The organism is Chryseobacterium pennipullorum, from assembly GCF_003384725.1.
Classification (GTDB): domain Bacteria; phylum Bacteroidota; class Bacteroidia; order Flavobacteriales; family Weeksellaceae; genus Chryseobacterium; species Chryseobacterium pennipullorum.
The window spans coordinates 308,122-332,173 of the sequence record NZ_QNVV01000001.1; the positions used below are offsets into that span (position 1 = coordinate 308,122).

General features: G+C 37.6%; 13 protein-coding genes and 1 tRNA gene. 7 read left to right on the plus strand and 7 right to left on the minus strand.

Translation table 11 applies throughout. The features are described 5' to 3' along the window. Positions 1-102 precede the first annotated feature (102 nt). A complete protein-coding gene (locus tag DRF67_RS01435; RefSeq protein ID WP_115926049.1) occupies positions 103-714 on the minus strand; it encodes a DUF4142 domain-containing protein in 612 nt (203 codons plus the stop codon). A gap of 257 nt (positions 715-971) precedes the next feature. After that, the gene (locus tag DRF67_RS01440) at positions 972-2,771 is read right to left on the minus strand and encodes a BamA/TamA family outer membrane protein (RefSeq protein ID WP_115926050.1); all 1,800 of its coding nucleotides are present in this window, start codon (positions 2,769-2,771) and stop codon (positions 972-974) included. Between the two features lie 211 nt (positions 2,772-2,982). Here DRF67_RS01440 and DRF67_RS01445 point away from each other — a divergent pair, with 211 nt between their 5' ends. After that, positions 2,983-3,468, plus strand: a complete 486-nt coding sequence (locus DRF67_RS01445) for a hypothetical protein (RefSeq protein ID WP_115926051.1) — start codon at positions 2,983-2,985, stop codon at positions 3,466-3,468. A gap of 151 nt (positions 3,469-3,619) precedes the next feature. Here DRF67_RS01445 and DRF67_RS01450 read toward each other — a convergent pair whose 3' ends face one another. Next, positions 3,620-4,651, minus strand: a complete 1,032-nt coding sequence (locus DRF67_RS01450; protein ID WP_115926052.1) for an alpha/beta fold hydrolase — start codon at positions 4,649-4,651, stop codon at positions 3,620-3,622. Between the two features lie 515 nt (positions 4,652-5,166). Between DRF67_RS01450 and DRF67_RS01455 the strand changes: the two genes are divergently transcribed. Then, positions 5,167-6,009, plus strand: a complete 843-nt coding sequence (locus DRF67_RS01455) for a M12 family metallopeptidase (protein WP_115926053.1) — start codon at positions 5,167-5,169, stop codon at positions 6,007-6,009. 262 nt (positions 6,010-6,271) lie between these two features. Here DRF67_RS01455 and DRF67_RS01460 read toward each other — a convergent pair whose 3' ends face one another. Continuing rightward, a complete protein-coding gene (locus DRF67_RS01460; RefSeq protein WP_115926054.1) occupies positions 6,272-7,141 on the minus strand; it encodes a DUF4238 domain-containing protein in 870 nt (289 codons plus the stop codon). 206 nt (positions 7,142-7,347) lie between these two features. On the opposite strand from DRF67_RS01460, the gene DRF67_RS01465 reads away from it, so the two are divergent. The 3 genes from DRF67_RS01465 to DRF67_RS01475 all read left to right on the plus strand — a co-directional run bounded on the left by DRF67_RS01465 (position 7,348) and on the right by DRF67_RS01475 (position 14,494). After that, positions 7,348-10,422, plus strand: coding sequence for a DEAD/DEAH box helicase (locus tag DRF67_RS01465; RefSeq protein WP_228435708.1), 3,075 nt, complete (start codon positions 7,348-7,350; stop codon positions 10,420-10,422). Positions 10,423-10,640: 218 nt separating this feature from the next. Beyond that, positions 10,641-12,365 (plus strand): ATP-dependent nuclease, encoded by a 1,725-nt coding sequence (locus tag DRF67_RS01470; protein WP_228435709.1) that lies wholly within the window; start codon positions 10,641-10,643, stop codon positions 12,363-12,365. A 272-nt stretch (positions 12,366-12,637) separates the two neighbouring features. Further along, entirely contained in the window at positions 12,638-14,494 is a 1,857-nt protein-coding gene (locus DRF67_RS01475) for a UvrD-helicase domain-containing protein (protein WP_115926055.1), read from the plus strand. A 254-nt stretch (positions 14,495-14,748) separates the two neighbouring features. Here DRF67_RS01475 and DRF67_RS01480 read toward each other — a convergent pair. The 3 genes from DRF67_RS01480 to DRF67_RS01490 all read right to left on the minus strand — a co-directional run bounded on the left by DRF67_RS01480 (position 14,749) and on the right by DRF67_RS01490 (position 19,697). Continuing rightward, positions 14,749-14,820, minus strand: a tRNA-Arg gene (locus tag DRF67_RS01480). A 73-nt stretch (positions 14,821-14,893) separates the two neighbouring features. Beyond that, entirely contained in the window at positions 14,894-16,663 is a 1,770-nt protein-coding gene (locus DRF67_RS01485; protein WP_115926056.1) for a TonB-dependent receptor, read from the minus strand. Between the two features lie 70 nt (positions 16,664-16,733). Then, positions 16,734-19,697, minus strand: coding sequence for a tetratricopeptide repeat protein (locus DRF67_RS01490; RefSeq protein WP_115926057.1), 2,964 nt, complete (start codon positions 19,695-19,697; stop codon positions 16,734-16,736). Between the two features lie 244 nt (positions 19,698-19,941). Between DRF67_RS01490 and DRF67_RS01495 the strand changes: the two genes are divergently transcribed. Together DRF67_RS01495 and DRF67_RS01500 are read left to right on the plus strand one after the other, a co-directional pair. Continuing rightward, positions 19,942-22,182, plus strand: a complete 2,241-nt coding sequence (locus DRF67_RS01495; RefSeq protein ID WP_115926058.1) for a CocE/NonD family hydrolase — start codon at positions 19,942-19,944, stop codon at positions 22,180-22,182. 103 nt (positions 22,183-22,285) lie between these two features. Then, on the plus strand, positions 22,286-23,968 hold the full coding sequence (locus tag DRF67_RS01500) for an APC family permease (protein WP_115926059.1): 1,683 nt from the start codon (positions 22,286-22,288) through the stop codon (positions 23,966-23,968). Positions 23,969-24,052: the final 84 nt, after the last annotated feature.

Below are 24,052 nucleotides of genomic sequence, written 5' to 3' on the forward strand. Positions count from 1 at the left end.
AGCACGTTAATCGAATACAAAAATGATAGATAAGTAAATCAAAAGTACTGAACTTATTCCTGTGAGATTATGACACAGGTCATAAAAGTACTTATGAGCTTGTTATTTCACCCCATTTTTAGTTTTCTCTGATTCTTTTAAGTGATGTTCCAGCGTAGGTAAGGTCTTGCTGGCAAAAGACTTTAGAGAAGCCTCTTTACCGTCTGAAGCTTCTTTTTTAAACTCTGCGATATCCTTTTTATGATCAGTCACCATAAGATCGGTATACTTCTTATCAAAATCCACCCCCTTCTTTGCTTTCAAATCATCATACATTTTCTGCTTTTCAGCATCCAGACTGTTGGGTAAAGTATACCCTATGGCTGAAGCCCATGCCTTGAGCTCATCATTGGCTTTGGTATGATCTGTTACCATCATGGCACCCAGCGATTTTACAGCCTGACCGGAAGCGTTGGTTTCTGCCAGTTTACCCATCATTACTTCCATCATTCCTCCTCTGGCAGCGGCATCTGCAAATTTTTTATCCTGATCACTCAGGTCACTCATTTTGCCTGTTGGATGGGAAGTATTAGCAGTATCGGTAGCCGGCATTCCGGAATCTATAGGAGCCGCAACTCCTGTGCTTTCTGTGGTTCGGTCTACTGTCGTCGTTTCGTTTTTCTTACAGGCTGTTAATGCAGCTGCTGCAAAAAGTGTTACAACAAATTTTTTCATAATAATAATTTTAAATGGTGATTAATAATGAAGTCAATTACTACTTCTCCCGATAATGCAACAATTAATCTGCCAAAATCAGGATATGATCTTTCTTCATCAAAATATAAAACGTTATGAATGAATATTTAACAAAGAAATATAAACAGGAAATATAGTGCTCATACTATTTACCCGATAGGAAAGACCGGAAAGAAAAAAACCTCCCCAAAAGGAAAGGTTTTATTTTTTTTTTTAGCCTATTAAAGGTTTCAGAATCAATTTCCAAAATTCACAAAACGTGGAATGTCTGTACCGAAATTATTCAATGGCATAAGGTTGTTTCTATTGCTGTTAAAATCAAAGACCGAATGATTATCAAAAGGAACCTTCGGATAATAGGTAAAGGAAATCTGAATTCTGTTGAAAACCAGAAACGGATTATTAATCAGGACTCCTATTCCTATTTTTGTATTTGCATTTGTTTTCAGAAGCTGGTCGTCGGGCATTCCCAGCCAGCCGACTGCCGCCGTCAGATAAGGACTGAAATGGAAGTTTTTCCATGTCTTATTGATAAACAGCTGAAGCTGGTATCTTAAAACCAGTTTTTTCGTTCCGATATAATCTGCATTGTACACTGGAAATTCGTCAGCAGCAGTAAGATTAATCCTGTCTTTGTAAGAATAATTGTGCTGTGGATTCCCCAATGCCAAAGTAGGTGAAAAGAAGTGTCTGGCTTTGGCAAACTTCCAATCCTGGAGAGGGGTAAAATAGGTACCATCCAGACGAAAAGACTCCCGGTTGCGGCTGTCTTCATTAAAAAACCTACCAAACTGAGCTCTCACGTTGAAGTAACCGATCTTTGTAAAATCTCCATACGATGCGGAAATTCCCACGTAAGGCTTCACTTCATTACTTCTTGACAAACCTCCGGCAGTTATATTCACTGAATTGCCATATGCAATATCCTCCGGAAGGTCATATTGAAAAATATTCCTCTGCACTGAAAAGTTTCTGCGGATAAATCCGATGGACATCAGAAAGCTGCTGTACGACTTAAAATAGTCGTAGCGGTCAATTCCAGGGCTGTCTTTATACTGATAGTTCTGAAATCTACCAATCACGGCAATATTGCTGGATACTTTTTCACGGGGATCAGATGAAACAGGGATCTGGTAACCTCCCCATACATCCTGGCTGTACACCTTAATCTGAACTTCAGGATAAGCGGTATCTGTTTCTACCGGAAGTAAAACATTCCGCATAAAATATTCAAAACTGAGGCCTCCCGCCCATTTCGTCAATGGGGAGAAAAAATCACGTCTGACATTGAAATTGATTCTTTCGTTTCTGAAAAAATCACGCTCCCCAAGAAGCTGGGCATTGATATAAGAACCAAAAAGGTTATAGGCTGTATAGCTTCCCAACAGGTAATTTTGCTTTTCTTTAGAGTCGTTTCTATACAGAAAATCCAATGTATGACCCAGCCCAAGAACATTTTCTTCTGTCACGCCCAAACCAATTTTACTACCGGAATAACTGACCCTCGGCTTTAAACTCCATGAATCGAGGATCTTGACAACAACATCGATGGAGTCTTTATTTGATGTACTGTCGGAAACACTGATATTTACCCGGTTGATGAAAGGCATTGTTCTGAGCAGACGTTCCGATTCGTACAGTTTCTGAGCATTATATTCTTCGCCTTCTTCAAAAAGCAAATAATGATTAACGGTTGATACTTTTGTGGTAGCGTGAAGATGGTCCGTCAGCCAGTCGTACCATTTCAGCTTTTCCTTACTGTCCTGGGAGCCGTATCCGAACGGGTCTATGGTTTCTACACGGATATTTCTGATGTATTTTTTATTGTGGGTCTCCTGAAGCAGTTTTTCAGTTCTGGATTTTACGGAGGTAGAATCCGCTTCCCTACGGAATATCAGCCGGTGAATGAATTTGGTCACTTTTCTCTGATCAGAAAATTCTTCTATTTTGTAGTACAGTGAATCTTTTTTTTCCTGTGCTTTGATACAAAAAAAGCAGCTTACGAGGAACATCAGAATTACAGTCGGTTTAGTCATTATTCATCAAAAATTTCAACAGACTTTACAATATCAATTTATACGCCAATATACGTTAAAAATATACTCCTCCGAACAATAATCATGTTTTGAAACCTACTATTTGTAACCAAACCGTTTTCCTCTTGATCATCTGGTGAAAATTTCTGTATACAGGGTTCTCAAAGCCATCTTTTTTCGCTATTTTTACCTCATTATACATATCTAATACATGAAAACAATCATACTTGCCGGAATAATAGCCTTTGGAGGACTTCTAACAGTTAATGCACAGTGTAAAACCACATCCACACTGGTGGAAAATTTTGATACCTGGAAAGACATTGACAAATGCTGGACCGCACAACCAGGAAAGGCGATGCTATATGCAAGTGATAAAAGAATCGTATTCTATTCGATGATGAGTCCCGGAGAGAATATGTATCTGGTCACTCCAAAAATAAAAGCCGGAAACTATACGCTTACTTTTGATGTTTCGGACAACGGCGGAGAAACAACACTGGAACTTTTTTCAGTTAACAATTCATCTGATCCCAAATCCTATGTTTCAATAGCCAAACCTTCAAAGATCACAGGAGATAAAAAAACATATAATCTTTCCCTGAAAAAAGATACCCATCTGGGGCTGAAAGTTTTACTGAACGGCATCCACCAGGCAGTTTATATGGACAATCTTTCGCTGACCCCAAAAAAATAATGAATGCAAAATATTTATCATCATGAGCGTCTCGTCAATGCTACATGTTGATGACAACCAATTTATCTACCCATCAGCCATGGATTTTTTCCCATGGCCGATATAGTACCCAATAATTAAAGCCCCTTGATTGGGGCTTTATTGTTTACTTTTATTTTTCTTTTCCAATATTTTCTGATAATAGAAGAATCTCTTTATTGATTGCCTCTGCATTTGCTTTTTTCGTAATGATACTGCCATGACTTGCGTTCATTATGATTTGTTTTCCATTTGAAGAAAGTTCCTTTATTTCTCTTTGCATATCAAACCATAACTGAAGCTGTTTTTCGGGATCGATTCCGGCTTTTCTGTATTTTTCTTTTTGGAACTCTTTGTACTGTTCTGTGGCAGTAAAAACCAAAACAGGTAATGAATCTAATTTCTTTGCTTGTCCTGCACGTCTGAGTACATCATGAGTAAGCTTATTCTCTCTCAGAAACATATTAAAAACATCACCAGAATGATAGGTTAGCAGTTGTGAGCGACTATACATTTCTTTTGGCAAATCATCTCCTTGATACGGTGCTTTACCAAATGTTTTGTTATAAATACCCAAGATACCTAAATCCGCCAGTATGGATCCTATCTTAAATAATTTTGCTTGTCCTTTGGGAACCAATTCTTTTTGTGCTAACCGATTCCATTGTTCCGGATGGCTTGAATCTATGAAAACCATTCCTTTAACTTCATTGGGATAAAGATCTCTATAAATCCTGCTATATGGGCCTCCCATAGAATGGCCAACCAAAATGTAAGGCGGCTTTTCTCCAGTTTTCTCTAATAATTCATGAAGTTGACGGGCATAAAACTCAGGAGGCCTGCTACCGGTATCTGTCAATTCGCTAAACCATTTTCCATCTCTATCATAGCGTATAACTCTCGTCTTATCTTTCAAACCTTCCGCAATCCAATGCAGCATATCTGTATTGGCATGTGCCCCAGCTTCGATAATAACTGTAGGTAACGATTTTTTTTGTCCTTCTGCTCTTATATGGATACCAGTTCCATTGACATCAACCAATTGGCCGGGCGGAACGGGTTTCGGAGATAATAATCGGTAAAATACCCCTAAGAGCAGTACTACTATTAGAATTCCCAATATAAGTTTACCTAAAAACTTAAATACTTTTAAAATAAATTTCATCGTTATTTTTACATTTCAAACTGACCGTGGAAGAATTGCCAACACAGAAATATTTACAGAAATCTAAATTTGATCTCAACAAATATATTAGACTTAATCTTTGATATTGACATGATGAGTAGCTTTGCACAAATATAACAAAAAAGGCTCTTCAATAGAGGTTAAAATTCCAAATCCCTGAATGTTTAAGCATCAATACTTTAGTCCCTTCTGTCCTTCAATTAAGACAATTAAAAATGCTGGTCCATCAACTATTTTATTAAGAGTCACATTCTTTTTGTCCAAAAATTAAATGAGTACTTCGCAGTCTTCGTCATTTTCTGAAATACATCTATCTCTTTATAGAAAGGCCATTCAATGAAGTGTAGTATCCGTGTAGACATCCTCAGTTCTTAATTTACAAAAGAAAATAATAGAGAATTATATTTTTTATCATAGTTTTAATTCCCATATAAATGATAATTAATTTTTTCAACGATTTACAAAACATTATTCAACAAATACCAAATATTATTATGAAATTAAACAAAAAGATTTTATTAGGCTCATTTATTTCAATGGCTATCGTATCATGTAACACGACAAACGATACCTTAGAAGAACAAACACCACAAGAACAACAGTCAAGCTCAGGATTGCTAGCCGTACCCGCATCAGATATTCCTGCAGGTTTTGAAAACACGCACATGTGCAAAGATGTTTATCTTCCTGGAGAGGGCAATATTCCGGGAACCTCTTCAAAAGGAGCCGTCATTACCAGTAAAAAATGGCCGAATGGAAGTGTAATCACGGTAAGCCTTAATGGAGGTACTACTAAAGTTCGTAATAAAGTGATGCAATACGCTAAAGAATGGTCTCAATATGCCAATATCACTTTTAACTTTATTACCAGTGGAACAGCACAGATCCGTGTTACCTTCACTCCCAATGCAGGATCTTATTCATATATTGGAAAAGATGCTCTCAGCATAGCTTCCAATAAGGAAACCATGAATTTTGGATGGTTTAATGATTCAACAAGTGATACAGAATTCAGCAGAACAACCATTCATGAATTCGGACATGCGCTTGGTATGATCCATGAGCATCAGCATCCTCTAGCTGCTATTCCATGGGATAAGCCAAAAGTATATTCATATTATGCAGGATATCCAAATTACTGGACTAAAGCCCAGGTTGACAATAATCTTTTTGCAAAATATTCAACTTCACAAACACAATACAGTGCTTACGATAAGCTGTCAATTATGCATTACAGCATTAGCTCAACGTTGACCACCAACGGATTCAGTGTCGGTAATAATACAGTATTATCTCCTACAGACAAACAATTCATTGCAACAGCGTATCCATTCTAGAAAATATTATTTGTATCAATAGGAGTCTATCTTGTGTAAAATCAGGATAGACTCTTTTTTTGCAGCAATAAGGTAGCTGGCATTAGAAAAATCTCACTTTGTTAGTAATGCTTTTTTTAAAGCAGATAGTAGTAGGAAGTATTTTGTGACCACACATAAAAAAAGCTCCTTAAAAAGGAGCTTTGTGACCCCAAACGTACAGTTTTCGAACACTTTTATAGAAGATTTAATAAAACTTGCAGAACTTGAGTGCCTATAATTATTAGGTATATTCAGGGTTTATCTTTCTAACAAAATCTTGTAAATAGTGCTCGTTTTCACAAGCTATGATTTGTCTGCTGTAATCATAATTTTCTTTATTAAGGTAGTAAACGTGATTAGTGGTAACGCGATGAATTCCGGGAGGTCTTGGCAGGGATTTCAGTTTAGAAGAACTAAAATGGAGGTATAACTTACTTGTTAATGGCAACCCAATATAGACCCTATCTAGTGCATCAGGGTTGAAATAATTATTGATGCGGCCGCGCATGGTGGCAGCTCCAAAGTCCGGTAAAATGAAATAATCATTTTCATTTTCTGGTATATCAACAGAAAGAATGAGATCACCCATTGCATTGATTACATCGTGAGCAAATTTAATATAGTCAAGGTTGTTGCTATATTTTACCTCATCATTGAAATCAAAGTGTCTTTTATATGCCGATTTTAATTCCTCGGTTCCCATCTCCATTATAATCTTCATTCCATTTTTGAGTGCATTATCTGTTTCCCGCTTGCGGGCAGGAGTTCTTAATTCTGCAATAAGGCCATAGCCTGCCAGATAAAGAAGCGCTTCATGGGCATCATCATCCAGCTTATCTGTTTCTACCAATTTCTTTACAATTTCTACACAACCCGGAAAATCCTTTTCAAAATTTTGATTCAACTCTTCTTCAATTGTAGAGTAATCATATTCATCATTTATTGTACGTTTTGTGTTCAGATTCTTTTCACTAAAAATACTTTTTGTAGTGTTCTTTTTAAAGTGCCGGTTTTGATCTTTATCAAAAAGATAAATCTCCTTCTTTTCTTTATTGAAGAAATTTTTTATGTGCGCTTGCGAAATATAATGGTGGTTCTTTGGTATACTCATAAGTAGTTTAGTCTTTTCTTTACACCGATTTTTATGAGGTTGTTATGTTTTGGGAGACTTCCCTTTGATAGGAGTTAATAATTTTCTCACTTACATCTTCTTCTCCTTCTAATCGATAAATTATACTGCTTTGTTGTTCAATAATAAGTAGAATTGCCAACCAAAAATATACTTATTTTTCGTAATATAGTGGCACAAACTAATAAATGATGAGCGCATCAGAGCAACATGTACTTAATTTTTGGAGAAATGTAGAGGTTTTCGATCTTCCTCAATTTAATAAAGATAGTTATCCACTAATAGAAAATAGCCCTTTGCCTTGGCTACAAGGAGAACGACCCGCAAAGAAAAATTACGTTTGGCAATACACTTTACTTTTTGGAAAATTAGAGAAGAAAAAAGTGATAGAAAAGATTGATGCCTTGTTAGAGGTGAAAAATGTTCAGGCAGATTGGGAGCAACAGGTAAGCGGGGATACTTGTCTTGCTGCGATTCTTCTTGATGCCGAAGGCAGACCTGATGAAAGAAGCTATGTGCTTGCATCCTATATCGCCGGGATGCAAGCGCTGGCACAAAACAAAAATTGCGAGCTGGTTTCATCATTGCTTAACACAGTGCAAGCAGATTTTGAACTCCGTTACAACATTCCTCCTATTCCTGAAAAGATAACTGATGAAGATGAAAAGCCTGCAAGAAAGGGAAAGGTCGTAACAAGGGAACTGTTGCATCATGAACTGGATTACTTGCAAAAACAAATACGGACTTGGAATGAGGAACCTATTAAAATATTTTTATTAGCAAAAGAAGTTCACAAGAAAAGTAAACCGGAAGTCAATTTTCTAAACAGTTTTTATTTAGATGATCTTAATTACTTGTGTTCTTTAGACCCAGAAAATTACAATGGATCATTACAGGAATACCTGAATTCCCAAAATAACGAAAGCCAAAGAAAAGATGTTTTAGCTGATCGCAAATATTTTTTCGATTGTATTCATCCTAAAAATATGTCTGCCGGGAAATGGCCTTCCTCACCGTCTTATAGTCTTTACACTGCGCAAGCTGCTGCGGTAAACAATTTGTTTTCTTCTATTGAAGAACATGGCGGAATAAAAGGTATCAATGGCCCTCCAGGAACAGGAAAAACAACTTTATTGCTTGATGTTGTGGCCGAAGTGATTGTCAAAAGAGCCAGACAAATGATGAAATTAGGATGTGATAATATTTTTCATAAGAAGTATGAGAAAATAGAAAAAGATGAGGGCTTTGCCGGCTATTTTCATCTTCACAAGAGCCTGCTTAATCGGTATGGTATTGTAGTAGTCAGTAATAATAATGCGGCAGTGGAAAATATTACCAAAGAACTACCTTCTCTGAAGAAGATAGACAGCGAGGCTTTTCCCCAAGCAGCATATTTTACGGAGCAGGCACAGAATTTAACAGAAAACCCTAATTGGGGAACGTTAAGCGCTGCGTTGGGAAATGCAGAAAACAGAAAGAATTTCAGAGATGCTTTCTGGAAATCTGACGCAAACAAAAACTTTATTGGCTTTCATGATTTACTTTACAATGTTTATCAAAATAAAGAAGATAATCAGAGCGGAATACATCTTGCAAATTTTGAAGCAACCAAAGAAAAGTTGACTGTTCTTTTGAAAGACTTTGCGGTATTTCAACAAAAAGCAACAGCATTTCATGATGGTTTGGTGAAGTATCAAAAAGATGTAAAAGAAAAAACCGGCCTGGAACAGGAAGTAATTTCATTGGATGCTCAAAAAAAAGTGTTGTCAGAAAAAAGCACTGCACTTGGACAACAAATAACGGAGCGAGAATCGGCTATCCAGAATTTGCAAACCAACCTTCAATTATTACAAAACACAAAACCTTCATTATTCTTTTTCCAAAAATTATTTAAAACGTCATCTTATCAGCAATGGAATATGAAGGTTGAACAGTATCTTGATCAGTATGACCAGTTGCAATCACAATACAAAACCCTTCGCATCGAACAGCAAGAATGTGAGACAGAATTATCAATAGTCCAAAACAAACTACAACAAATCTCAAAACAATTAGATTCGTTAAAACATACTATCCAACTCTATCTTAATAAGCGGGAAGAGCTTCATACTTTTTACGGTATTGAATACAAAAATCTAGTAGATACTGATTTTAGTTTTCTGCCAATGAGTGAGCTGCAAAAAAGGATGCCCTATCACTCTGCGCAAATTGCACAATTGAGAAGCAAAATATTTCTATTAAGCATAGAGCTTCATCAACATGCAATTATGGCAAATGCCAAATATGTACGCAATAATCTAAATCTCTTTTTTGAAATGCTTTCTGGCTACACAAATGTTCAAGAGAATATTGTTAGCAATTTATGGAGTACTTTCTTTTTATGCGTACCCGTTGTATCCACTACTCTCGCTTCAGTTAGCCGTTTATTCCCGAATAAAGAAAAAGATCAAATCGGATGGTTATTGATTGATGAAGCCGGACAGGCAACTCCACAATCGGCAGCGGGCATCATTTATCGTTCTAAGCGATGCGTGATTGTTGGAGATCCTTTACAGGTTGAACCGGTCGTAACCATTCCGAAAAACTTGGTCTATAAACTCATGCAACAAGAGAAGGTAGATCAAATATGGTCGCCCGTGCACACTTCTGTGCAACAATTAGCCGATCGAATCTCGGAAAAAGGAACCTATATGCCGCTTGCGAATTCGGATGAAAAAATATGGACAGGCTTTCCACTTCGTACCCACCGAAGATGCGATAACCCGATGTTTGATATTGCGAACAAAATAGCTTATGACGGGCAGATGGTAAAAGATACCGAAGATGATACCATGAATAAATTTATTGGAAACTCTACTTGGTTTCATGTGGAGGATACAACCTTGGTCAACAAACATACACTCAAAGGTGAGATTGAATTGCTGAAAATAAAAATACAGGAATTAAGAGGTGAAAAATACCAGGGTGAAATTTTTATTATTTCTCCTTTTGCTTTGGTCGCCGGCTTTTGTGAATGGGAGTTTAAAAATGATCCAAAAATATCTTGCGGAACTATTCATAGATTTCAGGGCAAGGAAGCGGATGTTGTATTCCTTGTTTTGGGTAGTGATCCAAAATCTCCGGGAGCCAGAAACTGGGCTTCCCAAAAACCCAATATGCTCAATGTGGCCCTCACCCGTGCAAAGAAACGAATCTATGTCATCGGCAATAAAAACTTATGGGGACAATGTGACTTCTATAAAGATATGCATAATGCCTTGTAAATTTGGAAAATACACTTTAAAGAAATTAATAAAACTAACCATAAATGTTAGGTAGTAACTTTAATCAATAACAATCCAAATTAATTACGGAAAACCATAACCTTAATAGCATTAACTTTTATAAATTGGTTTGAAGTATAATGTTAAAGAGACTTCTATCTATACTAAAAATGTGATAGATAAGAACAGAAAATAATCTAATAACTCGAAATATCATTATGAGAATATCATCAGTTACAATAAGGGGCTATAAATCATATGGTTCTAAAGGAGTAACCATTCCTTTAGAGGATAAGCTGGCCGGCTTTATTGGTTTAAACAGTGCCGGAAAGACTTCCGCATTAGAAGCACTTAGAAAGCTTTTTGGATCATCTTTGATGGAACGGGAAATATTCGCATCAGACTTTCACATCGGAAAAGATGAAAGGCCTGAAGATATTACAGAAAGAGAACTTTCTATTGAAGTAAAAATTGATTTTCCAACAAATGGAGATGATTCAGTTCCTCATTTCTTTTCAGATATGGTTGTGGACGATACGGATGAAGATCCTTATTTACGGATACGACTTGAATCAAGCTGGAGAAAATCAGAACTAATACAGCAAGGGGAAATAGAAGTAAAGACCTATTTCATCAAGGCAGCAGAAGGCGTGCCGGAAGGGGCAGACACAAAGAAAATTTTCCCAAGTCATCTTAGAGGCCTTATTCAAATAAATTATGTTCCTGCAATCCGAAAGCCAGGTGAACAATTAAAGTATGCGTCTGGTAGTATCCTGCACCGGCTATTAAAAAAAATCAATTGGAAGGAGGATTTCAAAGAAGAATTTGATGCCAAGATAAGTGAGATCAATGATGCCTTCAAAGGATTGTCAGAGTTTAATACTATTCAAACTTCCATTACTTCCTTTTGGCAAAAATTTCACAAAGATGAACGTTATAGCGAAACAACGTTAAGCTTTGGAGGAAGTGACCTTGACTCCATTCTTAAAAAGCTGGAAATATCCTTTAGCCCTACGGGTACGCACAAACCATTTGGTATTGATGAGTTGGGTGAAGGTTATCGTTCGCTATTTTATCTGACTCTGGTATGTTCGTTACTGGACGTAGAAGAAGAATTGGCCAAAGAAGAAGACGAAGAAACCATTGGAATAACAAGACCATTACTTACTATTTTGGCTATTGAAGAACCGGAAAACCACATTGCTCCGCAGTTGCTAGGAAGGGTTATTAAAATTCTTCAATCAATTTCAGAAAAAGAAAATTCACAAGTATTATTATCATCCCATACACCTGCTATCATCAAACGACTTGATCCGGAACAAATCCTTCATTTTAGAATTACAGAAAAGTATGAAACTAAAGTGAATCCGATATTACTTCCTGACAAGGCCGATGAAGCGTATAAATACGTAAAAGAAGCCGTTCGCAATTATCCTGAAATTTATTTTGCCAGATTGGTTGTTATTGGTGAAGGCGATAGTGAAGAAGTTTTATTCAACAGGTTAATGGATGTTAAGGATGTTGACTTTGATGATAACATCATCACTTTTGCTCCTTTGGGACATAGGTTTGTTAACCATATCTGGAAATTATTAAACGCCTTGCATATTCCCTATGTTACGTTACTCGACTTGGATAGAGAAAGGGAAGGAGGTGGTTGGGGAAGAATAAAATATGCTTTGAAACAGCTTTTGGAAATTGAGATTAAAAAGAATGAGTTATTAAAGCTAAAGGATAATAGCATATTAACAGCACAACAACTTGAAAAAATGAATACTTGGGATTTAACGAAAGTTAAAACGCTTCAAGGATGGCTTAGACGCTTAAAAGAGTACGACGTTTTTTATTCTGCCCCACTCGATCTGGACTTTCTAATGCTTACCCACTATCCTGAGTTTTATAAAAAAAAACATACCAAAAGGAGGTGGCCCTCAAATCCCTGATAAAGATAAAGAACCAGAGGAATTTGAAGAAAAATTAACAGGGTCTATACAAGCCACATTGAAATCAAAAAAAGCAACCGGTTACACCTATTCTGAGGAAGAAAAGGAACTAATGATCTGGTATCACTACCATTTTTTAGGCAGGGGAAAACCAACCACTCATATTCAAGTATTGTCATCAATGACTGATGAGGATATTAAAGACAATTTACCACCTGTATTTACCGAAATTTTCGATCGTATATCTTCTATTCTAAAAGCTCATTAAGAAGATGAAACGAATTAAACCAGAATTGTGGATACCTGTGGATGATATGCAACTCGAACCGAGTGCTCTTCATATTGCTAAGGCATCTGAAAACCATTTAGTCGTTGCCGGACCGGGAGCGGGAAAAACAGAATTGCTGGCTCAAAAAGCCTGCTACCTTTTACAAACAAATACCTGTCCATTTCCTTATAAAATTTTAGCTATCAGTTTTAAAAAAGATGCTGCTTATAATTTGAAAGATCGGGTACGAGAAAGGTGCGGTGATGAGCTTTCAAAAAGATTTGATTCATTAACTTTTGATTCGTTTGCCAAGCAGATTTTAGATAGATTTAAGCAGGCACTGCCAGATGAATATAAAATGGAAAATGAATATGAAGTTGCAGTTAAAGACGCAGCTATTTTGGATTATTATAAATCCGAAAACATTGACTATGCTAATACTACGGGTAATAAAGAAATATTGGTATTACATAGTGGCAAATTACCACAGAGTAGTAACAATTTTGCAGAAAATATTAGAAATAAAGTATGGCAAAAAATATTAAAATCAAATCCTACTCCTTTGTCCTTTCCCATGATAATGAGATTGGCTGAACTCATTATCAATTCAAATCCTAAGATTAAACAATATCTGCAACAAACTTACAAGTATGTTTTCCTTGATGAATTTCAGGATACAACAGATATGCAGTACGAGTTATTTAAAAGTTGCTTTCTGGGAAGTGAAAGTTTTTTTACCGCAGTTGGCGACGACAAACAAAGAATTATGATGTGGGCAGGGGCAAGAAAAACAGTGTTTGACGATTTCACTAAAAATACCGGAGCATCTCGCGTTTCACTTACTATGAATTTTCGTTGTGCCCCTCGATTAGTTCATCTATTAAACTACCTTACTGAACATTTGCTTGGCAAGACAGATTTTGCCAGACCATCGCCTAAATGGCACCCTGATCAGGGTGAGTGTTTTGTTTGGACATTTGAAAATCCTAATGTAGAAATGGAAGTACTCTTCCAAGACGTATCGAAGTGGGTGAAGAATGATGGTTTAAATCCAAGAGATATTTGTATCCTTATTAAACAAAACTTGGAGAGCTATGCGGGTAAACTGATTGAATATTTCAATACTAACGGAATAAATGCCCGGGACGAAAGTAAGTTTCAAGATATTCTTACCAAGGAAGTCTGTCTGTATATAATTAATGCTTTTTATCTAATTTTTAATAGAAAAGATTTTGAAGCAAAAAAACAAGTCTTCGATTTCATAAGTAATATTCGTATTGAAATAGAAGATGAACAGTTATTAAAACTGGAAAATGAACTAATGAAATTTATAAAGGAGGCAAGGAAAAAATATGCTGGGGCCAAGTTGAATGACGATAGCATTAAAGCGCTTATTTCCGAAATCATCATATTTGCCAACGAAGACCGTATATTAGCATATTATCCCGAATATCGTAATCTTAAAGAACTCACTAGTTCAATTAATAATGTTCAGGATGAATTAATTAAAAACAATGCTATTTCAAGCAATATAATCACTGCGTTGGACATGCTTGTTGGAAAAGATACAATTCCGGTAATGACAATTCACAAAAGCAAAGGCTTAGAATATCACACCGTAATTTTTATTGGTCTCGAAGACGGAGCTTTTTGGAACTTTCAGCGCCAACCTGATGAAGATAAATGTGCATTCTTTGTAGCTCTTTCAAGGGCGAAAGAACGAGTTGTGTTTACATTTAGTAGTATTAGGGAAAATGGTCGTTTTGGTATGCAGCCCCAAACATATAAAAACATAAAAGTTCTTTTTGAAGAACTTCAAAATTCCGGGATAGTAAAGATGACAAGAAGAAAACTTTCATAGAAGATAATAACCCTGAAGATTCGATTCTTGTTCTATAAAAATTAACTTAATATTGCATTAAAAAAGAGAGTTTAAGGAGATTTCAAACTCGTAATGATTGTAGATCACAAGCCAATTATGGTATTTTAATCTGTTTATTTTAAACAGACTAAGTATTTAAGCTTAAAATGTCGAATACAGAATGTCAGATTTTAAAAGTTTGAAATATTTATGAATAAAAAAAGAGACAACTATAAAACAGTTGTCTCCTTAAGTGACCGCAGAAGGATTCGAACCCTCACTGTCGGAGCCGAAATCCGAAGTTCTATCCATTAAACTATGCAGCCGTATCCGTAAGTAATAAGGCATAAAAATGGGTAATCCCAGGATTACGATCATTCATTGCGTATTACCGATGATCTAGAAAGTAATCTTTACGCCTCCCAATATCTGGGCACCCAGGACTTTATATCCTTTGTACGTCTGATACTTTGAGCTCAGAAGATTATTTCCGAGTGCAAAAATACTGAAATTTTTGTGAATTTTATACTCTGCGGAAAGATTTAAATCAGCATACCCCCCAACTTTATCATTTGTATTCTCGGTAGACTGAAAAATCATACCAGGAGCGTCTACTCCTTCGATGGCGTAAGAATTTGTTGTTCTGTCACTTGCAAAGATTCCTTTAAACCCTAACAGCAACTTTTTGTCGAGCATTGTATATTTTGCTCCGATGCTTGCATTGAACAATGGAACGTTATAAATATTGTCAAAATTCTTCAGATTGTACTTTGTGAACCTTAATTCTCCGTCTAAAACAAGATTTGCCAACGGGAAATACTGAACACTTCCTTTGATATCACTTACATTTCCGTCATCATATACAGCAGAAAAGGTATTGGCAAAATCATAGGCGGAACGGTTCAGGGTATATACATTGTCGAAAAGGCTGTTGGCCTTAAAGAACATAATATCTTTCATTTTTCCGAAACCTGCAGAGAAGTCATATTTCAGGGTCTCATCAATATCGCCCCGCAATCCTACGTAAAAGTGATATTTTGTCTCCGTTGGCTTTAAATACTGATCAGAAAGCGCAAACGGGTTGGCCTGTAGCATATCGGCATACGTATTAAGTTTTAGACCTCCGTCTACCCCACCATAAAATTTAAATTCTTTAGCAGCAGCTACCTGGAATTCTGCCTGCGGGAACCAATAGGTTTTATTGTTCTTAAGCTGTTCCTGCATCAGGGTATTTGAATTCTTGGCATTCAGGAAAGAGAATGAAGATCCTATCATCAAATAGGATTCTCCTTTTCTGAACGTCACTTTCGGTGCCAGATTCATATTGAAGAAGTTGGCAGAGTTTTTATCCCTGATGGCAAAGTCTGTTTTCACAGCATCCAGCCCTACTCCTAAATCAGCATTCAGGTTGATTCCTGATTTCCCCAGCTCAACGGCATGTTTTGAAAAATTGGCAAGGATACCGACCTGGTTTTCCTGTGCATCAAAATGATCTTTCAGGAAATATGACTTCACCCTTACATCATTCAGAATTTCGTTGGAATAGAAATCATAATATCCATTGACTTTAAACTGATTTACTTTTTGTTTCAGGTCTACATCCCCAGCCGGCTGAAGAGCATAGATCCCGTAGTAATTGTAGCTGTCCAGACCATATTCAGCATTGATATTGAATTTCCCTTTTTCTCCGTAAGAGTTAAGGAATGCCCCAATGGTGGCTGCTGTCTGTCCTGATTTCCAGTCATAGTCCTTTCTAAGACCTTTTGTAGAAAGAAGATGCACATCGGCACCTACTTCAAATTTATTTTCCAGGGTTTTTGAAATATTTCCGTCCAGTAATATTTTTCCGTAATTCCCCATTCCAAACTGAACGTAATTGTTCTGAGCGGTTCCGTCAAATTTTGGAGTTACATCTTCGCCCTGAATGGTGGAGGTTTTAAAATCTGATACCGCAGGAACATCCGTGATCGTATATTTTACCGGATTCTGAGACTTCTCCTCAGGCGGGTAATTTTTAATCGTTTCCACAGAAGTTTTCTTCTTCTCGATCTTCTTCACTTCCGGCTCTCTCTTTTTGTTAAGAACCAGCTTTTCCTCCTTGATCTGGGAAAACGCAAACTGCGAAACCCCTAAGAATAATATGGATAATAATTGAATTTTCTTGTTCATTACGATGAGTGTATTTAGTATCCATGCAGGATGTATTCTACCATACCCGCATGAATAGGATACTGCATTTTTACTTTTTTATCTGCTTTTTAACTTCCTTGGCTTCAGCCACAATTTCCGGGAAATCTTTATAATTGGCAATGATCTGATCACATGTGTAGCTTGCCTGGTAGTTATCCTTCAGGCCAACATAGTTCTTTGCCATCAATATCAGCGCCTTTGCCCCCCAATATTCTTCTGAAGAGTAATTATTGGCAAGCTTAAAGATCGTCTCATTGGAAGATTTAAAGGCTTTTCCTTTATTCTGATAATAGGCTTTTGCATATAATGCTTCAGCAGCTACGGAAGTATTGGAAGATTTTTCCAGTGAAGTATAGGCAGACTGGGCGTCTTTATCTTTTCCTGAATTCATCAGGCTTCGTGCTTTGATTACTTTTGCAGTCTCAATGACCGCTGCAGAGTTTTTAGAATTGGAAATAACTGCATTGGCCAGCTTTTCGGCCTCTGAGAAATTCTTTTCTTCTGCGTAGAGCTTCATCAGCTCAACATTAGCATAGTTTTTAATGCTGATATTGGAAGAGTTTTTAATGCCTTCAAGATATTTTTTAGCTTCTGCTGTATTTCCCTGAGCAATTAAAATCTGAGCCAAACGGGTCTGTGCATCATCCTGATAATCGTTCTGAACTCCAGCTACTTCCTGTAAAACCAAAAGAGCCTTCGTAGAATTATTGGTCTGATAATAGCTTTCTCCCAGCTCATATTTCGCCTGGTAAAGACCTTCTCCTGTAGGATTCTGCGTCAGGTATTTCTCGTAATAGGAAATTGCATTTTTATAATCTTTCTTCGCAAAATACTGTTTTCCAGTAGACAGGTTGATCTCATCAATTTCCGAAGCATCTATATTCACCCCAATATTTCGGGCAAAGGCTTCATATCCTGATACATCACCATTTTTCGTGAACAGAGGTTTGGCAGCCTGAACAATCTTCTGTGCATAGGCCGTGTTTTTATACTGCTCACCCAGGGATTTCAGTTCAGAAAGTGCTTTATCGCTCTGATTCTGGTCGATATAATTCTGTGCTCTGTAGATAGAAGCATTTGCGATCAGATCTTTATCGGATGATCCCTTGATCACTTTTCCAAAATAATCATTGGAATTGGCAAAGTCATCCTGAGCAGCATAAGCTGTCCCTATTTCATACTGGGCATCATCATAATATTCTGAATCCGGATATTTTGATAAAAGATTTTTAAGGGTATTGATCTTTGCCTGAGTATCCCCTTTAAAACCAAGCGCCATTCCTTTCTGATACACGGTATAATCCGTAGCGTCTTCGTTTTTATCATAGATGGCGATCGCTTCCGTCAGGTCATTATTGGCATAATGAATATCTGCTAAACGAAGTTCTGCATCATTTTTAAATTCAGGTTTCGGATTGGCAAGATATTGTTTGAAATAGGTAGCCGCCTGATCGAATTTTTTAGCTTTGAAATAAGCATATCCTAAATCGTATGGCAGCTGCTGTTTTTCAGGGAAGGTTTCACCTAGCAGCTTTTCGTAGCGTGCGATGGCAGAAGGATAATTTCCCTTCTGGTAGTAGACCTGCGCCAGCCAATACAATGCTCTGCTGTTGAATTCTTTATTAATATTAAATCCTAGGCTTCTCAGAAAATATTTTTCTGCTTCGTCATAATTCCCTTTATTGAATTCTTCCGTCCCCAATAAATAAGAAACCTCCTGGTCAACTTTGTTGATCTCAGGAGTAGAACTCTGCAATCTGTCGATCGCATTCAGGGTTTCTTTGTAGTTTCCTGAATACAGGTATGATTTTACAAGCAGCGACCTCATTTCTGTGGCATTGGCTGCATTCTGATTCTCGTTGATATAGCTTTGAATAACCCCTGAAGGACTTTCAAACGGATTCCCGATATCATAGCTGAGCTTGGCATACTGCTCATGAGCCAGCTTTTTTACTTTTGCATCATAGTCCATCTGGTAAGAAGAGCGGAATGCAGAAAGAGCCTCCTGCTTTTTGTCTACGGCCAGATAAGCGTTCCCCAATTGGTAATATGCATTCTGAGCCAGAGCAGAATTGCTGTTAAGAAGCTGGTTATAATAAGAAACTGCTTCATCGTATTTTTTCAGCTGTGCCGCCACAAATCCCATTTCATACAGATCATTTTCTGAAGGGTTCTGCTGTACGCTGAGATAATCTTTAAGGTGTGGATAGGCCGAGGTATAATCATTTTTCATGAAGTAACTCTCACCGATGATTTTATGCACCTCAGCTTTATAGGATTCTGAAATATTTTCGTTCAGCAATGCCGTACCTTCGGAGATTGCCTTATCGTAATTCTTATCGTTATAATACATCTGAACATAATACGGACGTACAAGCTTTGAGAATTTCTCCTGATCTTTTACAGAATCAAAATACTGGAATGCTTTATCATTCTGACCATTGCTGTAATATAAATGGCCAAGCATGTAGGCTATGTCTCCTTTCTGCGACTGGTCGGCCGTTGTATACGCCTCCTCCAGGGCATCAATAGCTCCTTTGGAATCTCCCGTCATGAATTTTGCGTATCCCAGTTTAAGAATATACTGGGTATTTTCCTCTTTCGAAAGCTGGTATTGGTTTACTTTTTTCAGGGTTTCCAATGCCTTGTCAAAGTCTTTTTTTGCCAGATAGTAATCAGCCAGGGGCAAATTAGCCTGAGCAAAATAGGCAGAATTAGGATACTCCTTCATAAAAGCTGTTAATCCTTCCTCAGCATGATTTTTCTGGAGGATCACCCCGATCACGTTGTCAAAAAACTGAGCCCCCTCCTTTTTCGAACGAAGCAGATTCTGATTATAGAAATACTGTCTTGCATATTCGTATTGGGAAGCGTTGTATATTTTGGTCTGGTAAAGATTTTCAGCTAGATTGAATCTGTAATTTTCTTTCTGGGTAAAATATTGGGACTGTTGAGCATCGGAGATTCCGAAATAGATCACGGCAGCCGCTAAAAGTATTTTTTTTGATTTCATTCTTCTCGATATAAGAAAATTAGTCTAAATAAGTTAACGAAAATATTAAAAACTTATTGTTTAAGCAAGTTTTAGCAGACCTATTACCTTAAAATATCAATGCAACATAATGAAACAATTTCACCATGGCATGATAAATTTTCTTACTTTAGTCTGATAAAATGTAAACAATTTTAGTAAACAGTTATCAAAAATACATTTTGAGCTTTTACTTTTTGAACAGCAGCTAAAAACATACCATAAAATGAAAATTAAGATACTTTTAGCATTAATTTTTGTCAACCTATTGCAGGCACAAAAATTTTATTTTCCTCAAACCACTGTAACAGACTCTGTTATTTTAGAAAAGCAAATGCCGGGTCTGGCTTTACAGGTCATCTCCAGTCTTCAGACGAAGAAAAACAAACCGAAAAATGATGTAGATTTTTCAGATGCCCTTTTCCGGTTGCAAATCGTGGCAAAAGAGTATAAAAAATCTATTAATACCCTTTCCGAATACCGTAATCAGTATGCTGATCATCATATGGCAGACTACAAATTTATAGGATACGAACTCTATAGTATGGCAAAAATGGATGCCACGGAAAAGAAGACCTCTTTTCCCAACGCACTCCGGGAGGCCTTCAATAAAAAGTATGGCAGTATTCCTGAAAAACAGATTCCCAGAATAGGACTTGCTGTGGATGGGGATGTGAATGAAGCCCGGAAGCTTCTTACAAAAACGCTGGCCAAACAAAAGGGAAAAGACAGTATAGACTACAGGGCTGCTCTGGCATTATGCAAAAGCTATCTGAACGCTATCACCTACTCTGCCATCAAACCGCAGGTTACCCAGCTGGTGACTGTGAAAGACCAGGAAAAGTTCATTGCAGAAACAAAAGATCTCAAAACGAAAAACGGCAATACTCTAACGATTACGATTGTGAGAAAGAAGGAAAACAAATCTCCGCTTCCTGTTATTCTTACCAGCAATATCTACGCGGGTCCATTTGATGAGTTTTTTGGAAAACGGGCTGCTGTTTACAATTATGTAGGCGCGGTGGTGAATACCAGAGGTAAAAGAAACAGCCCCGATGAAAATAATCCGTTTGAGCATGAAGCTCAGGATATTTATGAGGTCATCGACTGGGTAAGCAAGCAGCCGTGGAGTAACGGGAAAGTGGGAATGATCGGTGGAAGCTATTTGGGTTTCAGCCAGTGGGCGGCGGTGAAGAAGCTTCATGCGGCTCTGAAAACAATTGTCCCACAGGTTGCAGTAGGAATCGGGATAGATTATCCAGCGCAGAATAATATCTTTATGAGCTATATGTTGCAGTGGATCCAGTACGTCACGAATAACAAGCTTACAGATGAAGCTGATTTCAGTAATTTTGCGAAATGGGATTCCATCAATACCGCATGGTACAAAAGTGGAAAATCATTCAGGTCACTGGATACCATCAGCGGCAAACCGAGTAAAATCTTTCAGCGGTGGCTGGATCACCCCGGATATGACAGCTATTGGCAGAAAATGGTGCCTTATAAAGAGGAATTTTCCAGGATCAACATTCCTGTTCTTACGACAACCGGCTATTATGATGATGATCAGATCGGTGCATTATATTATTTTAAGAAGCACCATCAATACAACAAAAATGCTGACCATTACCTGGTGATCGGGCCTTATAATCACGGAGGAGCTCAAAGCTTCGGATTCACTTATGTGAATGGAAACCCAATAGATCCGGCGGCCAGAATAAGCATTGACGATCTCGCCTTCTCCTGGTTTGACTATATTCTGAAAGGTGGAAAAAAACCGGACATTCTGAAAGATAAGATCAATTTCCAGGTCATGAATACAAATACCTGGAAGCATGTGCCTACCCTCGACAAAATGCATACCTCAACTCTGAAGTTTTACCTGCAGGACCGGAAAAACAGCTCTTCTGTTTTCAATAAACCGCAAAACAAAAGCTTTACCACCCAAACGGTTGATTTTAAAAACAGATCGGAAAAGGATTTATATTACCGCGTCAGCAAGAAAGACAGCATCAAGACAACCCACTCGGTTTATTTCGAAAGTGAAGTGCTGGATAAGGATATGATCATCAGCGGTAACCTTTCCGGAGTCTTTAATGTTTCCATTAATAAAAAAGATTTTGATACGGATACTTACCTTTATCAGATCCAGCCGGATGGCCAGTCGTTCTTATTGTCCACTCACATTGTAAGAGCCAGCTACTCAAAAAACAATGAAGTACGACAGCTTCTTGCGCCTGGTAAATTAGAGCAGATCCCGATCAACAATTCTATATTTATGAGTAAGAAAATAGAAAAAGGAAGCAGGCTGCTGCTCGTGGTGGGCGTTAATAAGAACCCTGCCTGGCAGATCAATTACGGAACCGGTAAGGATGTAAGTGATGAAACGATACAGGATTCCGGGGAACCTCTCCAGATAAAATGGTACAATGACAGTTATGTGGAAATCCCTGTCTATAAAGACTAAAGACTTCCGGGAATGCATTTTTTCCAAATATCGTTAACGACTGTTAACACAAAAATAAAAAATCATTACATTTGCTTTTTTTCAAATCAAATATAGTTATTGAATGAGTCAACTTTTTAGAAGAAAAATCTATTCAGATACAGATACTTCAACGGGACTTTTAAGAGTCTTAGGTGTATGGGACATCGTATTTTTTGGTATTGCGGCTATTATCGGAGCTGGAAGTTTCAGCAGTTTGGGAGAAGCCGTTTTCAGAGGCGGTCCCGGTGTTATCCTTCTATATTTGATTTGCGGTTTTGCCTGCGGATTTACAGCTTTATGCTATGCTGAATTTGCCAGCAGAATTCCCACTGCCGGCTCCGCTTATACCTACGCTTATGCCAGCTTCGGTGAACTTATTGCCTGGATTATCGGCTGGGCGCTGATTATGGAATATTCTTTCGGGAATATTTATGTTGCCTTCTCGTGGTCCGATTATTTTACCAGCTTTCTGGGACGTCTCGGAATGCATATTCCAGATTATCTTACCTGCAGCTATACAGAAGCCAGAAAAGCGGTTCAGTACGGATCGGAAAACAAAGAGCTTTTAAATGCCTGGAAGACTGCCCCACTCATCGGAAGTTTGAAATTTATTGTAGACATTCCCGCATTGGTCATCAACGGCCTGATCACGTGGCTTTGCTATGTAGGCGTAAAAGAAAGTAAAAATTTCAATAATTCTCTTGTCATCTTAAAATTAGGCGTTATTGTCCTGGTGATCCTTGTTGGTTTTTCATATATCAACACTGAAAACTGGACACCGATAAGCCCTACAACCGGAACGCCTTCTTTCATGCCAAATGGTTTTGCAGGAGTAATGAGTGCGGTATCGGGGGTATTCTTCGCATACATTGGATTTGATGCCTTAAGTGTTCTCTCTGAAGAAACCAAAGATCCGCAGAAAACACTTCCGAAGGGAATGATCGTCTCTCTTGTATTGTGTACTGCCATTTATATTGCCTTAACTCTGGTATTAACAGGAATGGTAGATTATAAAAAGTTCGACGGTGTGGGAGATCCGCTTTCTTTTATATTTGAAAAAACAAATGCCAATGTGGCCTGGATGGAACTGGTGGTGTCTTTTGTAGCGATTGTTGCCATTACAACGGTATTATTGGTATTCCAGATGGGACAGCCGAGAATCTGGTACGCAATGAGCCGTGACGGACTGATGCCTCAGAGGTTTCAGAAAATCCATCCCAAATATAAAACACCCTCTTACGCGACTATCGTAACCGGAGTTGTGGTAGGAATTCCTATTCTGTTTACAGATAAAACCTTCATTCTGGATTTTACCAGTATCGGTACCATCTTCGCGTTCGTATTGGTTTGCGCAGGAGTACTTCTTTTGCCGGCTAAGGAAAAAATAAAAGGAAGATTTCACTTGCCTTATATAAATGGTAAGATCATCTTTCCTGTTGTTTTTATCGGGGGGCTGATCGCTTTCTACCAATGGCAGCCTGAGTTTTTCCAGAATCTTACAGATTGGTCAGATCCTAACGAGGGAGAATTCCGGGCATCCATTTTCTTTTTTATCATCATTAACCTCATCCTTTGTGTGGTGACTTTTATAAAGAATTTATCCTTAATTCCCTTGGTGGGTTTAAGCTCATGCTTATATCTTCTCACAGGAATGAGCCACGAGAACTGGTTCTGGTTCGGAATGTGGTTCCTGATCGGTATGGTGATCTATTTCTGCTACGGCTATAAAAACAGTAAGCTGGGGAAAGAATTGAAGAATAAATAACATAAGAACAGTATTGCATAAAGGCAAAATGGCAAAAAGGTTGAATGTACAGAAAGACTGATTTGTCATTTTGCCTTTTTTGTT